Raw genomic sequence first — 14,349 nt, forward strand, 5'->3', positions numbered from 1 at the left:
CGACGCGTAGAGCAGCCCTGGGTCGAAAACGGTGACGCGACCGCGAAGGAGATGCTGAGCACAGGCCCAACCAACGGGTTGGGCGAGGCTGCTACGCTGCCGTTCAGAGAACCGCACTCGTGACGGGGCGGTTCCACAACCCAACCTGAACCTGAACGCCGACACGGCAGGGGAGCAGACATGTCCGAAGAAGCCTTCATCTACGAGGCGATCCGTACGCCGCGCGGCAAGCAGCGCGGCGGCGCCCTCAACGAGATCAAGCCCGTCAACCTGGTCGTCGGCCTGATCGAAGAGATCCGCAGCCGCTACCCCGACCTGGACGAGACGCTGATCAGCGACGTCATCCTCGGCGTCGTCTCACCCGTCGGCGACCAGGGTGGCGACATCGCCCGCACCGCGGGCCTGGTGGCCAAGCTGCCCGAGACCACCGGTGGTTTCCAGCTCAACCGCTTCTGCGCCTCCGGCCTGGAAGCCGTCAACCTGGCCGCCCAGAAGGTCCGTTCCGGTTGGGACGACCTGGTGCTGGCCGGTGGTGTCGAGTCGATGAGCCGCGTCCCGATGGGCTCCGACGGCGGCGCCTGGGCCTCTGACCCGGAGACCAACTACCGCATCGGCTTCGTCCCGCAGGGCATCGGCGCCGACCTGATCGCCACCATCGAGGGCTTCTCCCGCGACGACGTCGACGCCTACGCGGCCCGCTCGCAGGAGAAAGCCGCAGCGGCCTGGTCCGGCGGCTACTTCGCCAAGTCCGTCGTCCCGGTCAAGGACCAGAACGGCCTCGTCGTCCTCGACCACGACGAGCACATGCGTCCCGGCACGACCGTGGAGAGCCTCGGCAAGCTGAAGGCCGCGTTCGACGGCATCGGCGCGATGGGCGGCTTCGACGACGTGGCGCTGCAGAAGTACCACTACGTCGAGAAGATCAACCACGTCCACACCGGCGGCAACAGCTCCGGCATCGTCGACGGCGCCGGTCTGCTGCTCATCGGTAGCGAGAAAGCCGGCCAGAGCCAGGGCCTGACCCCGCGCGCCCGCATCGTGGCCACCGCCACCAGTGGTGCCGACCCGGTCATCATGCTCACCGGCCCCACCCCGGCCACCAAGAAGGTGCTCGACCGCGCCGGCCTGACCGTCGATGACATCGACCTGTTCGAGCTCAACGAGGCCTTCGCCTCCGTGGTGCTGAAGTTCCAGAAGGACCTCAACATCCCCGACGAGAAGCTCAACGTCAACGGTGGCGCCATCGCGATGGGCCACCCGCTGGGCGCCACCGGCGCCATGATCACCGGAACCATGGTCGACGAGCTCGAGCGTCGCGGCGCCAAGCGTGCCCTGGTCACGCTGTGTATCGGCGGCGGCATGGGCGTGGCCACCATCATCGAGCGCGTCTGAGAGGGCTGAAAACCAATGGCTGAGAACACCATTCAGTGGGACAAGGATGCCGACGGCATCGTCACCCTGACGTTGGACGACCCGACCGGTTCGGCCAACGTGATGAACGAGCACTACAAGGAATCCATGCACAACGCCGTGGAAAAACTTGTGGCCGAGCAGGATTCGATCACCGGTGTGGTGATCACCAGTGCGAAGAAGACCTTCTTCGCCGGTGGTGACCTCAAGGGCATGATGAACATCGGTCCCGACGACGCCGCTGAGGCGTTCGAGATGGTCGAGACCATCAAGGCTGACCTGCGCAAGCTGGAGACCCTGCCCAAGCCCGTCGTGGCCGCCATCAACGGCGCCGCGCTCGGCGGCGGCCTGGAGATCGCGCTGGCCACCAACCACCGCATCGCCGCCGACGTCAAGGGCAGCCAGATCGGCCTGCCCGAGGTCACCCTGGGCCTGCTGCCCGGTGGTGGCGGCGTGGCCCGCACCGTGCGCATGTTCGGTATCCAGAAGGCCTTCATGGAGGTCCTGAGCCAGGGAACCCGCTTCAACCCGGCCAAGGCCAAGGAGACGGGCCTGGTTGACGAATTGGTAAGCAGCGTGGAGGAATTGGTCCCCGCGGCCAAGGCGTGGATCAAGGCCAACCCCGAGGCCCACACCCAGCCGTGGGACGTCAAGGGCTACAAGATCCCCGGCGGCACCCCGTCCACCCCGGCCTTGGCCGCGATCCTGCCTTCCTTCCCGGCACTGCTCAAGAAGCAGCTCAAGGGCGCCCCGATGCCGGCACCGCGGGCCATCCTGGACGCCGCTGTCGAGGGTGCGCAGGTCGACTTCGACACCGCCAGCCGCATCGAGAGCCGTTACTTCGTCTCGCTGGTCACCGGCCAGACCGCCAAGAACATGATTCAGGCGTTCTTCCTGGACCTGCAGGCCATCAACGGTGGCGCCTCGCGTCCGGAGGGCATCGCCAAGCAGGAGATCAAGAAGATCGGTGTGCTGGGCGCGGGCATGATGGGCGCCGGTATCGCCTACGTGTCGGCCAAGGCCGGCTACGACGTCGTCCTCAAGGACGTCAGCATCGAAGCCGCCCAGAAGGGCAAGGCGTACTCGGAGGGCCTGGAAGCCAAGGCGCTCAAGCGTGGCAAGACCACCGAGGAGAAGATCGCGGCGCTGCTGGCTCGCATCACCCCGACGGCCGACCCGCAGGATCTCAAGGGCGTCGACTTCGTGATCGAGGCCGTGTTCGAGAACCAGGAACTCAAGCACAAGGTGTTCCAGGAGATCGAGGACATCGTCGAGCCCAACGCGCTGCTCGGCTCGAACACCTCCACGCTGCCGATCACCGGTCTGGCGACCGGCGTCAAGCGCCAGGAGGACTTCATTGGCATCCACTTCTTCTCGCCGGTCGACAAGATGCCGCTGGTGGAGATCATCAAGGGCGAGAAGACCTCTGACGAGGCGCTGGCCCGGGTGTTCGACTACACGCTGGCCATCAAGAAGACCCCGATCGTGGTCAACGACAGCCGCGGCTTCTTCACCAGCCGCGTGATCGGCACCTTCGTCAACGAGGCGCTGGCCATGCTGGGCGAGGGCGTGGAGCCCGCGTCGATCGAGCAGGCCGGTTCGCAGGCCGGTTACCCGGCGGCGCCGCTGCAGCTGAGCGACGAGCTCAACCTGGAGCTCATGCACAAGATCGCCGTCGCCACCAAGGAAGGCGTCGAGGCCGCCGGTGGCACGCACGTGCCGCACCCCGCCGAGGCCGTGGTGGAGAAGATGATCGAGATCGGTCGCCCGTCGCGCCTGAAGGGCGCCGGGTTCTACGAGTACGTCGACGGCAAGCGGACCCAGCTGTGGCCCGGCCTGCGGGAGACCTTCAACTCGGGTACCTCGCAGATCCCGCTGCAGGACATGATCGACCGCATGCTGTTCGCCGAGGCGCTGGAGACCCAGAAGTGCATCGACGAGGGCGTGCTCACCTCGACCGCTGACGCGAACATCGGCTCGATCATGGGTATCGGCTTCCCGCCGTACACCGGTGGCTCGGCCCAGTTCATCGTTGGCTACCAGGGTGAGCTCGGTGTCGGCAAGGAGGCCTTCGTGGCCCGGGCCAAGGAGTTGGCCGCCCGCTACGGCGACCGCTTCCTGCCGCCGGCCTCGCTGGAGAGCTAAGCGCAGTACGTCAAAAGCCCCCGACGCGAGTCGGGGGCTTTTGCGTGCGCCCACGACTACGGATTTCCAAGGGCGCGGACGCGTCCGGCCGCCATCAGGCTGGATACCACAGGTCGTATCGGGTCCACTCAGAAAGGTGGGTGATTGTGGACGTTTATGAGGCGGTGACGACCCGGCGTGCGGTGCGTGGGTTCACCGACGAGCCCGTTTCGAAGGAGGTGTTGCAGCGCGTGCTGTCGGCAGCAGCCTGGGCTCCGTCGGCATCGAACATCCAGCCCTGGCGCATATTCGTGGTGACCGGCGAACCACTTGCGCGGCTCAAAAAGCTTGCCGTCGAGCGCGTTGCCGCCGGTGACTCGTGGGACGAGCCGCAGTACGTGATGTATCCCGCTGAACTCAAATCGCCCTACGGTGAGCGTCGATCCCAGTTCGGCAAGGAGCGTTACAGCGCGCTCGGTATCGAACGTGCGGATTGGGAGGCCCGGCAGCGGGCCGCCATCGCGAACTGGGACGCCTTCGGAGCGCCCGCCGCGTTGTTCTGCTACGTCGACCGCGACCTCGGCCGTCCCCAGTGGTCGGACCTGGGAATGTATCTCCAGACCGTCATGCTGTTGTTGCGCGCTGAGGGCCTGCACAGTTGTCCGCAGATGTCGTGGGCGAAGGTCTACAAGACTGTCGCGGCGTTCGTGTCGCCCCCGGAGGAACTCATGCTGTTCTGCGGTATGTCGATCGGGTACGAGGACACCTCGGTCAACTACATCCGTACCGGCCGAGCCCCTCTCGACGAGACAGTCACCTTCATCGACGATTAGCGCGACCCTTCTGGGCCTGTCCTCAGCCGGCAGGCCAGTTCGGCAGGGGCATGGTGTCGTAGAGCCGTACCCCTCTGGTGTTGAGCCGGGCCAACGCTTGGGTGACGCCCAGTGGCAGCAACGAGATCACCTGGCCCGCGCCGACGAGTGCGCGGATGCCCCAACCACTCGTGGGCACAATGGCTTTCGCGTTCACGCGGGCCAGCTTTCGGCTGCCTTCGACCGGTCCGCGCATGGTGCGTTCGTACGCGGCGAACGCCGCGGCGTGATCGTCACCGGCACGCACCATTTCGGCAGCCAACACGTATGCGCCGTACACCGCGAGGCTGGTGCTTCCGCCGACCGCGGGACCGGGGCAGTAGCCCGCATCTCCGACGAGGGTGACTCGGCCTCGGGACCACGACGTCATCTCCAATTGGGTGATCGCATCGAAGTAGAACGTCGGTGTCCGTGGCACCTCGTCGAGCCAGCGATCCACTTCCGTGCTCGTCCCCGCGAAAGCCGCACGGAGGGCCGCCTTGTGGCGTTCGACGTCGCGGTAGTCAAAGTCCAGCGGTCGATCCGGGCGGAAGATGAATACCGCGCGGGCGTCGTCGAGGTGGTCGGCGGTGTAGATCCCGGCCATGTGACCGGGTTTGAAGTAGCCGCTCATCTCGCCGTCGCGGGCCATGTTCTTCGGCACGGACACCACCGACAGGTATCCGCCGAGGAAGTTCTCGGAGATGTTGTCGCCGAACGTCAGTCTCCGCACGCCCGAGTGTAGGCCGTCGGCCCCGACCACGACGTCGAAGCGCCGGGACCCGTTGTGCTCGAAGGTGACATCACCGTCGGGGGAGATGGTGGTGATCGTGTCGCCGAAGAGATACTCGACATCGTCGCGGCCGGCTCGGTAGTAGATCTCGCTGAGGTCGTCGCGCATGATCTCGACGTGCCGGTCGGACATGGCGCCGATGAGCTTGAGGTAATCGAGTTCCGCGGGTCGTGAGGCGCCCGGCCGGTGGACGACGAGTCGGGTGGTGCCGGTGGCGTGCGACATGATCTCGGGCAGTACGCCCATGCGCTCGGAGATCTCCATGGCGGGGCGGAACAGGTCGACGGCGTGCCCGCCGGTCTTACGCAGTGCGGGTGAGCGTTCGACCACGGTGACGTCGAAACCGTGTCGCGACAGCCAGTAGGCGAGTACCGGCCCGGAGATGCTGGCGCCAGAGATGAGTACCTTCACGATGCCCCTTACTTAACGGTCGGTAAGTGATCCTGTCGTGAGCTTACCGATCGTTAAGTAAGTTAGGGTGGCTACGTGGCCAAGCCCGCTGTGGATACCCGCCAACGCATCTTGGACGTGGCGCGCGAACTTTTTGCCGAGAAGGGTGTGCTGCGTACCAGCCTGCAGGACATCGCCGATCGTCTCGGCATCACGAAACCGGCGCTCTACTACCACTTCCGGTCACGGGAGGATCTGGTTCGCAACATCGTGCAACCCCTGATCGACGAAGGTGAGGCCTTCATCGACGAGCAGGAGCGCAGGCGCGGCGCGGCGCGGGCCACGGCACGCGAGCTTCTCGAGGGCTACTTCGACTTTCACTACCGGCATCGCGCCGACCTCGTGCTGATCGTCTCCGAGCTGACCACGTTGGCCGACCTGGGGTTGATCGACCAACTGCTGGCCTGGCGCGCTCGGCTCGGCGTGCTGGTGTTCGGCCGCCGGCCCACCCTCGAACAGTCCACCCGCGCCGTCATCGCTTTCGGTGGTCTACAGGATTGCTGCCTGCAGTTCCCCGACGTGCCCTATGAGCAGTTGCGCAGGACCACCGTGGACGGCGCGATGGCCGCGCTGGGGTTGTGACTGCGCTTCTCACCCGTCACGGCTGAACAGATAAAACCGCGCCGGATTCTTCCCGTTGTGGTCCATCGCGGGCTCGTCACCGCTCGATACCAGGGACCAACCGTCGCTGAAGCGCCGCTGCACCTCGTCGAAACCGATCCCCGGCACACCCGTCGATGTGCCCGGGATGAAGGCCACGATCAACAACCGCGCACCGGGCGCGGCCACCGCACTGACCTCCCGGACGTAGGCGTCACGATCCGCGCCGCTCATCCCGTGCAGGCAGCCGCTGTCGATGATGAGCCCGAACCCCGCTCCGAGGCCGGATGAACTCAATTGCGTCACATCAGCTTTCACGAATCTGACGGGCAGCGTTCCAGCTTTGTCCCGCGCCTTCTTCAGCGGCTTGTCCACATAGTCCACCCCGGTGACCTGCCAGCCGTTCCTGGCCAGGTACACCGCGTTGTCCCCGGTGCCGCAGCCCAGGTCGAGCGCGGCGCCCGGGGGCAACGAGCCACCTTCGATCAGGCCGGTCAGGCTGTGCGCCAGTGGATGGCCGTCCCAGGGCGTGAAACCAAGCCGGTAGAGCCAGCGGAACAGGCGTTGCCGCGAACTCATGGCCTCACAGCGACCCCAGATCGGCGGACAGCCAGTGCTCGGGCTTGAGGTAGATGGTGACGCCCTCGCCGTGCTCGCGCCGGGCGAACTCCAGGTAGGGCTCCACCTTCTCCGGCGGCAGGTACCGCCGGACCATCTCGACGAGCTGCTCATCGGTGGACGGTTCGATCCGGCTGACCGCACCGTCGACGGCCACATACCGCACCGACGGCTCCAGGCGCTCGGCCATCAACGAGAAATGCCCGGCCGCTTCGATCAACCGGTGCTTCCGGGAACCCAACCCCGTCTGCACCCACGGTTCACCGCCGGGGGTGTACTGGTACCAGATGGGGACGGTCAGCGGACCGCGCTTGTCGCCGGCGTACACCGACAACGCGGCGATGTGCGGCTCGGCCAGAAACTGTTCGCGTTCTTCCTTGGAAAGGGCCATGAAAACCAGGCTAGCCCCGTTCCCCGACACGGATCGGCGTCGTAGAGTCGAGATCCATGCGCTTTGGACTCTTCATCCCGCAGGGCTGGCGTCTCGACCTCGTTGACATTCCCGCTGAAGACCACTGGCAGGTGATGAGCGGTCTGGCGTCATACGCCGACGCCGGCGCCTGGGATTCGCTGTGGGTCTACGACCACTTCCACACCGTGCCGGTGCCCACCGACGAGGCCACCCACGAGGCCTGGACGCTGATGGCCGCGTATGCGGCGACGACGTCGCGGATCAAGCTGGGCCAGATGTGCACCGCGATGAGCTATCGCAATCCGGTGTATCTGGCCAAGGTTGCCGCCACCACCGACATCATCTCCGGTGGCCGGGTGCAGATGGGTATCGGCGGTGGCTGGTACGAGCACGAGTGGCGTGCCTACGGCTACGGCTTCCCTTCGGCCGGTGAGCGGTTGGGCCGGCTCGACGAGGGTGTGCAGATCATGCGTGACGCCTGGCGGGACGGGCGGGTCAGCTTCGACGGAAAGCACTATCAGGTGGACGGCGCCATCGTGGCGCCCAAGCCGTTGCAGGACAACGGAATTCCGTTGTGGATCGCCGGCGGCGGGGAGAAGGTGACGCTGCGCATCGCGGCCAAGTACGCGCAGTACACCAACTTCACCTCCGAGCCCGAGGGCTTCGCGCACAAATCCCAGGTGCTCGCCGCGCACTGCAAAGACGTCGGCACCGACTACGACGCCATCGTGCGCTCGGCGAACTTCAACGCCGTCATCGGTGATTCGGAGTCCGACGTCGCCGATCGCGTCGCGCGGCTGCGGGACCGGCAGGTACCGGTCGCCGGTGAGGGTGCCGTCGACGCGATGCTGGCCAACGCCACCGCGCCGGAATCCGCAAGCGGCACACCGGAACAGGTCGTCGAGAAGCTGCAGCGGATGCGTGATCTCGGTTGCGAATATGCGATCCTGTACTTCCCGGAAGCCGCCTATGACCGGTCGGGAATCGAACTGTTCGAGCAGAAGGTCATTCCGGCACTGAGCTGACCTGATAGTGAGCGATGCGCCACCCTTCGTCAGTGCCCGGCACTTTGGCCACCGTCCACCCGCAGGATCTCGCCGGTGACAAAGCCGGCACGCTCCAGGTACAGCACCGCATCCACCGCGTCGTCGATCTCACCGAGTTGGCCCATTCAGCCCGGCCATGAAATCGTGCGTGGAGGGATCGTGCATCGGGGTGTTGATCGAGCCCAAGGCCACCGCGTTCACCCGGATGCCGCGGCCACCAGGCCGGCGCCGATGCCCTGGGACGCGCCGGTGATGACGGCGACGCGGGTGGCGGTGTTGTCGGTGTCGGTGCTCATGTCAGTCCCTTTCGGTTGTCCGGTCTGCCCGGTTGCACTGCTCAACGCGGCGAGGCGCTGACTCATGTCCGGCCGGCGGGATCTGTCGGCTCCCTGCTGAGAGGCGCAGCCTATTACGCTGCAACGGTGGAGTTGCGCCAGCTGCGCTATTTCGTCACCGTCGCCGAAGAACTGAACTTCGGCCGGGCGGCCGAGCGTCTGCGGATCGCGGGGCCGTCGCTGTCCCAGCAGATCAAGGCCCTCGAACGTGATCTCAAGGTCACGCTGTTCGACCGGGACCGGCGTTCGGTGGCGCTCACTCAGGCCGGTGGTGCGCTGCTGCCCGAGGCCCGCGCGCTGATCCAGCGGGCCGACGAATTGCGCAGGCGGGCACACGGTTTGGCGGTGTCGGACCCGGTGCGGATCGGCTACGTGAACTGGTGCCCGACCGACTGGGCCGAACGCGCCGCAGGGGTGGCCCAACTACGGGTGGACACCTGGGTGATGCCCTCACACACCCAGGCCGCCCGGGTGGCCGACGGCAGCCTGGATTTGGCCATCTGCTGGGTGCAGAACGCTGATCTGGCGGCCCTGGCGCTGCAGGCTCGGCTGATCGGGGTGGACCGGCTGTACGCGTTGTGTCCCGGCACCGACGAATCACCGGTGACCGCCGGCGACACCACGGTGCTCATCGATTCGGATGCGGCCAGCTGGTCGTCGTGGAATCGCTACGGCGAACAGTTCGCCGCCGCCGTCGGCGCACCGGTGATGCGCACCGATGACGGCGGCGTCACCGGGCCCACCTTCTTCGAGCACGTCCGCCGGCTGCGTCGTCCGGTGCTCAACAATCCCAAGGGGCAGACCACCGCACTGCCCACCGGGCTGGTACGCCGCCCGGTGGTGGCTCCCTCACCGTTGTGGACCTGGTCGCTGGTGTGGCGCCGGGACGAGGCCAGTCCGGCCGTACTGGCCGTGGTCGACGAGTTCACCCGCGGCGTCGGCGATTTCGGGCTCGACGACGCGGATGTGTGGCTGCCACCCGATGATCCGCATCACCCCGGCCACCAACGCGGCGATTGACACGACCAGTGCGCCAACCACCAGGGCCGGACGGAAACCGTGGTGCAGCAGTGGTGTCACCACGATCGGTCCGAGGATCTGCCCGGCCGAATACCCGGCGGTGAGCAGCGCGACGGCCCGCGGATAGCGCAGCAGCCGTCCGGCGGCCAGGGCCAGCGTGCTCACCCCGATGAAGGTCCCGCCGAACAGCACGGCGCCGGTGAGCGCCGCACTCACCCCGCCGGCCAGTCCCGCGACGGCGATCCCGGCGGCCTGCACGCCCAGCGCCGCCATCAGCAGCGCCGGATGCGACCACCGGGTGCTCAGCGCGGCCCACAGCGCCGCGGACGGGACGGTGGCCAACCCCACCACCAGCCAGGCTCCACCACCCAGCCAGCTCGGCGTGCCTTGCGCGACGGCGGCCACCAGGAAGGTGCCGGCGATGATGTAACCGATGCCTTCCAAGGTGTAGCTGACCAGCAGCAGTGCGAAGGCGCCGTGCGGCGGACGGTTTCGAGCTTCGGCACCGGTTGTCGCGGTATCCGGCGCCGGGTGCATTGACCAGGCGGCGAGGCTGAGCACCGCGGCCACCGCTGCGGCCGCCCACCAGGCCACCTGCCAATCTCCGGCGGCGAGCACCAGCACCGCCGAGAGTGCGATGCCCGCGCCGACCCCGCCGAACCCCCACCCGGCGAGGTGCGCCGGGTGGGCGTGCAGGTGCTCCATCATGGTGTTGACCGCGATGACGAACACCAGCGCGCTGGTGATTCCGGCCAGCGTGCGCAGCGTGATCCAGCCAATGGCGTTGGTGGTCAACGGCATTGCCGCCAGGCTGACGATCAGCGCGACCAGGCACAGCCGACACGCGAACATCGATCGGGCCAGGCGCGGCCAGACCGTTCCGGCCAGCGCACCGACCAGATAGCCGACGTAGTTCGCGGTGGCGAGGTCGGCGGCGGTGTGAGCGCTTACCCCGGCCTGCGCGGTCATCAACGGCAGGATGGGGGTGTAGACGAACCGGCCGATCCCCATGGCGGCGGCCAGCACGGCGGCGGTGCGGGCGACGTGTGCATGATGGCGCATCGGTTCATCGTGCGGGGCAATTCGTTCGAAGAGCCATGACCGAATACCTCGCAGCTTCGAGGTATTGCCTTCCACCGGAAGGGATGTTCGCCGTCGGCACCGGTGTTGTCAGTGCCATGACGAACAACATCACCGCCCTGGTCACCGGCGCCAACCGGGGCCTGGGGCGACATCTGGCGGCTGAGCTGTTGGCCCGTGGGGCAAAGGTCTATGCGGCGGCGAGAAATCCGGAGACGGTTGATCTGCCCGGCGCGATCCCGATACAGCTCGACATCACCGATCCGGAATCGGTGCGTCGCGCAGCTGCCGTCGCCGACGACGTGACGGTGCTGGTGAACAATGCCGGGATCTCGACGCGGGCGCAGTTGTTGACCGGGCCGATCGAGGACATCCGCGCCGAGATGGAGACGCACTACTTCGGCACGCTCAACGTCACCCGCGAATTCGTCCCGATCATCGAACGCAACGGTGGCGGGGCCATCCTCAACGTGTTGTCGGTGCTGTCCTGGTATCACCCGCCGACGTCCGGGGCGTATTCCGCGGCCAAGGCCGCCGCGTGGGCGTTGACCGACGCCCTGCGAACCGAACTGGCGCCCCGCGGAATTCACGTGACGGCCCTGCACGTCGGCTATATGGACACCGACATGGTCTCCTACATCCCGGCCGACCAGAAAACCGACCCAGCGGTGGTCGCGGCCCAGGCCGTCACCGGCCTGCTCGATGGTCAGGCCGAGATCCTCGCCGATGACCTGTCCCGCCGGGTCAAGGCGCAACTCGCTTCGGCCTAGCGTTATCGGTACTGCTCACCATCGCCGGACGAGGGATGGCACGATCGTTGACTATGGAGAAGATCTCGCTCACCGCAGTTGCCCGCCAGCAGTTGGAGACGGCCCGCTCCGCAAGCAACGGGCGCAGTGCCCACACCGTCTACGGCGGTCACGAACACTCGCTGCGTCAGACGCTGATCGCGCTCACCGCGGGCACCGGCCTGGACGAGCATGAGAGCCCCGGAGAGGCCACCCTGCAGGTGATCGAGGGCCGGGTGAAGCTGGCCAATGCCGAGGCCAGCTGGGAAGGTTCGAAGGGCGATCACATCGTGATCCCGCGCACCCGGCACAGCCTGCAGGCGCTGGAAGATTCCGTGGTGCTGTTGACGGTGGTCAAGGCAACGGGACCGCACACCTAGAGGTAGGCCTCTGGCGGTGTCCGTGGTGAGTCCTTGTACCCATTCACTCAGGTGGTACTTGGATCACCGCGTTCACCGACTTGCCATTTCCACGCTGTGTGCGTTGGCGCTTCTCGTCAGCCGATTCGGAAAATCGGTGTATTTCGCCCCGCTCTGCTGCGGCTAGCGTTGACTGTACGGAAGGGGGGTGCAGTGGAACCTTTTGGCATCATCGACAAGTTTGTCGACGGCGTATCGGAAGTGGCGGAGAAGGTCAAAGACACCGCCGAATGGGTCAAAGAGATCGCCGATACCCTCGGGCTGCCTAAGCTCGGCGAGGTTGCGAAGCAAGTCGGTGACCGCGCTGGTGTCTTGGTCATCGCCCCAACTGAGATCCTTGAACAGGGTCAGAAGCGCATCGAGAAGATGCTCAAATCCTGTGGTGAGGGTCAGCCGGAGGATGGGATGAGTTTCCTCGAGTCGGGTCGGGTTTTCAAGGCCGCCCTCCCTCTGGTTGACGGCGCGTTTCCCAGCGACGAATGGTCGGACAGTGATGCGGCTGGCCGGTACTCCGCAAAGAACGACCAACAAAAGAGTCGCGTGGTAACGCTCGCTGATCTGGATAGCCGACTTCACACATTGATAAGCGCCGAGGCGAATCTGCTTCCCCCGGTACGCAGATCGCTGGAGAACCATCACAAAAGCTTGGCGGACTTCGGCGAATTCACGAAGTACTTCGGAGCATTCGGCCGTCAAGGAAAGGCTGCACAGTATCTGATGGAGACCATCATGGTTTCGAGCACACTGGCACTCGCCATTCCGGAGTACGAAGGAATGCAAGATGAGGCGGACGCTATCGCGCAGGCTGTCGCCCAGGTGGGCGATGAATATAAGAGGCTCGCGGACGGTGTCACCATTTCGGACTCCGCAAACGACTTTGACCCGCCAAAGCCGCCACGTGCGAGGAGATGACGATGAGCGCACCGTTGGGTTCCCTGAAGGTCAACGCGGCGTACGTTCGATTGCTGGCATACCAGCAACAACAGGTCGCAGATGCTGTCTGGGATGCGCGTTTCAAACCGGCGCAGGTCGGTGAGTATGTGAAGAAAACTCACGGGACCGTCTGTGATGACACCTCTAAGGCGCTCCAGCGTGCTGTGGACGAACGTGGACGTGCGACCTTCCTGACTCAATCGCAGTCCGAGGACCTCGCCGTGAAGCTTGAGCACGCGGCGGCAACGTACGAGGAGATCGACAGACAAGCAAAGGACACTATTGATGGGCAGATGCGGCCCGGAGGCTGAGTTTAGGGCGGCGCGCCTGTGAGCGGTGACTCGTGGGACGACGACGACCTGGAGGACGATTACGTCGCTGGCGCGCAGGACAGCGATGCGCTCGGGGCGCTGGACATCTTCGCGCCTGACGACGAAGAGTTCTGCGACGATCGTGACGGCCTGGACGGCGCCCTCTATGCGGGGGAGACGTTGGAGGATCCGGTTTTCACCGTGACGAACCCGGCGGGCACGATCTCGGCCACCGCGTACTTCACCGGGCCGGTTCAACGGATAGATCTCGATGCGAGCGTCGTCAGAATGACCGAACACGAACTCGCAGAGGAGATACAGGTGATCGCCGAGTTGGCACAACTCAAGGCGCGATCAGTGGCGCACACCTTCTTGCTGGAGGGCATGACCCGGATGGGACATGACCGATCGGAATGGAGTTCCATTCTGAACCGGGATATCAATCTGCCGTCGCCTGATCAGGCGGACGAGAAGATCGCCGAGGTGTTCGCGACCCGGTACGGGCACGACGAGCCCTGATGTATAAAAAATCTGATCAGTGTTCGTTCAGACGACCCACGCAGCCAATTAAGCCACTGACCGTGCGCTCCTCAGCGATTGTCTGCCCATTAGCGGTTACCCGGCAGGCCAATTCTTGGTCGGACCCGTCTGCTGTTCGCGCGGAGACATCGAAGTAAGCGTCCGCGCCGTGAAGTATCACTTCCTTGCGCCATGGGAGGGGGACTGTCGCCGGGCGCGCCTGACGCTCTGAGTCCCGATACGAAAGCTCCACGGTCCCGACTGCACCGGTTACCTCGTATATCACGATGGTGCTTTGCTGGGCTTGCGCATCGTCGTCATTCTTGGAAGCAACGGTTTTGGTCACGACGGTGATGACCACGACCATGACCACGACGACCGCGGTGAGTCCGAGGATCCACAGCCACGGGCTCTTGCGCCTCCGGGGCGTCGGTGGTTGTTGCGGATAGCCGGGGTAATTAGGGGGCAGTCCCTCGGCGCCGCCCCACTGTTGGCCGGCTGGCGGCGGGTAATCGCCGCCGCTTCCATATGTCACCGTTGAATCCCCTCGTGCGAAATCGGTGAGTCGATAGTAGCCACGCGCGCAGGCAGTTCGATGCGCCAATGTGCGACGACGCTGCTGACCTCGCCGCTAAGAACT

General features: G+C 65.6%; 15 protein-coding genes and 2 pseudogenes. 11 read left to right on the plus strand and 6 right to left on the minus strand.

Features of this window, described 5'->3' with window-relative positions:
* Positions 1 to 180 precede the first annotated feature (180 nt).
* From A5699_RS13255 to A5699_RS13265, 3 genes are all read left to right on the plus strand, one after another.
* Positions 181 to 1,392 (plus strand): acetyl-CoA C-acetyltransferase, encoded by a 1,212-nt coding sequence (locus A5699_RS13255; protein ID WP_067769891.1) that lies wholly within the window; start codon positions 181 to 183, stop codon positions 1,390 to 1,392.
* A gap of 15 nt (positions 1,393 to 1,407) precedes the next feature.
* Positions 1,408 to 3,555, plus strand: coding sequence for a 3-hydroxyacyl-CoA dehydrogenase NAD-binding domain-containing protein (locus tag A5699_RS13260; RefSeq protein ID WP_067769893.1), 2,148 nt, complete (start codon positions 1,408 to 1,410; stop codon positions 3,553 to 3,555).
* A gap of 146 nt (positions 3,556 to 3,701) precedes the next feature.
* Positions 3,702 to 4,367 (plus strand): nitroreductase, encoded by a 666-nt coding sequence (locus A5699_RS13265; RefSeq protein WP_067769895.1) that lies wholly within the window; start codon positions 3,702 to 3,704, stop codon positions 4,365 to 4,367.
* A 22-nt stretch (positions 4,368 to 4,389) separates the two neighbouring features.
* Here the strand turns inward: A5699_RS13265 and A5699_RS13270 are convergent, their stop codons facing one another.
* A complete protein-coding gene (locus tag A5699_RS13270) occupies positions 4,390 to 5,589 on the minus strand; it encodes an FAD-dependent monooxygenase (RefSeq protein WP_067769897.1) in 1,200 nt (399 codons plus the stop codon).
* 75 nt (positions 5,590 to 5,664) lie between these two features.
* On the opposite strand from A5699_RS13270, the gene A5699_RS13275 reads away from it, so the two are divergent.
* On the plus strand, positions 5,665 to 6,210 hold the full coding sequence (locus tag A5699_RS13275) for a TetR/AcrR family transcriptional regulator (RefSeq protein WP_067769899.1): 546 nt from the start codon (positions 5,665 to 5,667) through the stop codon (positions 6,208 to 6,210).
* Positions 6,211 to 6,219: 9 nt separating this feature from the next.
* On the opposite strand, the gene A5699_RS13280 is transcribed toward A5699_RS13275, so the two are convergent.
* Together A5699_RS13280 and A5699_RS13285 are read right to left on the minus strand one after the other, a co-directional pair.
* Positions 6,220 to 6,807 (minus strand): bifunctional 2-polyprenyl-6-hydroxyphenol methylase/3-demethylubiquinol 3-O-methyltransferase UbiG, encoded by a 588-nt coding sequence (locus A5699_RS13280; RefSeq protein WP_067769901.1) that lies wholly within the window; start codon positions 6,805 to 6,807, stop codon positions 6,220 to 6,222.
* Between the two features lie 4 nt (positions 6,808 to 6,811).
* On the minus strand, positions 6,812 to 7,237 hold the full coding sequence (locus A5699_RS13285; RefSeq protein ID WP_067769903.1) for a pyridoxamine 5'-phosphate oxidase family protein: 426 nt from the start codon (positions 7,235 to 7,237) through the stop codon (positions 6,812 to 6,814).
* A gap of 56 nt (positions 7,238 to 7,293) precedes the next feature.
* On the opposite strand from A5699_RS13285, the gene A5699_RS13290 reads away from it, so the two are divergent.
* Positions 7,294 to 8,283 carry an LLM class F420-dependent oxidoreductase gene (locus tag A5699_RS13290; protein WP_067769905.1) on the plus strand — a complete coding sequence of 330 codons (990 nt, stop codon included), beginning with the start codon at positions 7,294 to 7,296 and terminating at the stop codon, positions 8,281 to 8,283.
* Positions 8,284 to 8,312: 29 nt separating this feature from the next.
* Here A5699_RS13290 and A5699_RS28515 read toward each other — a convergent pair.
* Positions 8,313 to 8,517 (minus strand): annotated as a pseudogene (locus A5699_RS28515) (SDR family oxidoreductase); the annotation flags it as partial.
* 209 nt (positions 8,518 to 8,726) lie between these two features.
* Here A5699_RS28515 and A5699_RS28520 point away from each other — a divergent pair.
* Positions 8,727 to 9,659: a LysR family transcriptional regulator gene (locus tag A5699_RS28520; protein WP_082957693.1), complete on the plus strand. Its 933-nt coding sequence runs from the start codon at positions 8,727 to 8,729 to the stop codon at positions 9,657 to 9,659.
* A gap of 42 nt (positions 9,660 to 9,701) precedes the next feature.
* On the opposite strand, the pseudogene A5699_RS13295 reads toward A5699_RS28520, so the two are convergent.
* Positions 9,702 to 10,721 (minus strand): annotated as a pseudogene (locus tag A5699_RS13295) (YbfB/YjiJ family MFS transporter); the annotation flags it as partial.
* Positions 10,722 to 10,837: 116 nt separating this feature from the next.
* Here A5699_RS13295 and A5699_RS13300 point away from each other — a divergent pair.
* The 5 genes from A5699_RS13300 (at position 10,838) to A5699_RS13320 (ending at position 13,709) form a co-directional block, all read left to right on the plus strand.
* Positions 10,838 to 11,509 (plus strand): SDR family oxidoreductase, encoded by a 672-nt coding sequence (locus tag A5699_RS13300; protein ID WP_067770024.1) that lies wholly within the window; start codon positions 10,838 to 10,840, stop codon positions 11,507 to 11,509.
* 53 nt (positions 11,510 to 11,562) lie between these two features.
* Entirely contained in the window at positions 11,563 to 11,907 is a 345-nt protein-coding gene (locus tag A5699_RS13305; RefSeq protein WP_067769909.1) for a cupin domain-containing protein, read from the plus strand.
* Positions 11,908 to 12,099: 192 nt separating this feature from the next.
* Positions 12,100 to 12,858 (plus strand): EspA/EspE family type VII secretion system effector, encoded by a 759-nt coding sequence (locus A5699_RS13310; protein WP_067769911.1) that lies wholly within the window; start codon positions 12,100 to 12,102, stop codon positions 12,856 to 12,858.
* A 2-nt stretch (positions 12,859 to 12,860) separates the two neighbouring features.
* A complete protein-coding gene (locus A5699_RS13315; protein ID WP_197508282.1) occupies positions 12,861 to 13,190 on the plus strand; it encodes a type VII secretion target in 330 nt (109 codons plus the stop codon).
* Positions 13,191 to 13,208: 18 nt separating this feature from the next.
* A complete protein-coding gene (locus tag A5699_RS13320) occupies positions 13,209 to 13,709 on the plus strand; it encodes a hypothetical protein (RefSeq protein ID WP_082957694.1) in 501 nt (166 codons plus the stop codon).
* Between the two features lie 16 nt (positions 13,710 to 13,725).
* Here A5699_RS13320 and A5699_RS13325 read toward each other — a convergent pair whose 3' ends face one another.
* Positions 13,726 to 14,244 (minus strand): MmpS family transport accessory protein, encoded by a 519-nt coding sequence (locus A5699_RS13325; RefSeq protein WP_157561225.1) that lies wholly within the window; start codon positions 14,242 to 14,244, stop codon positions 13,726 to 13,728.
* Between the last annotated feature and the right edge of the window lie 105 nt (positions 14,245 to 14,349).

Origin of the sequence: Mycobacterium sp. E802 (genome assembly GCF_001666875.1) — a bacterium.
Lineage (GTDB): Bacteria > Actinomycetota > Actinomycetes > Mycobacteriales > Mycobacteriaceae > Mycobacterium.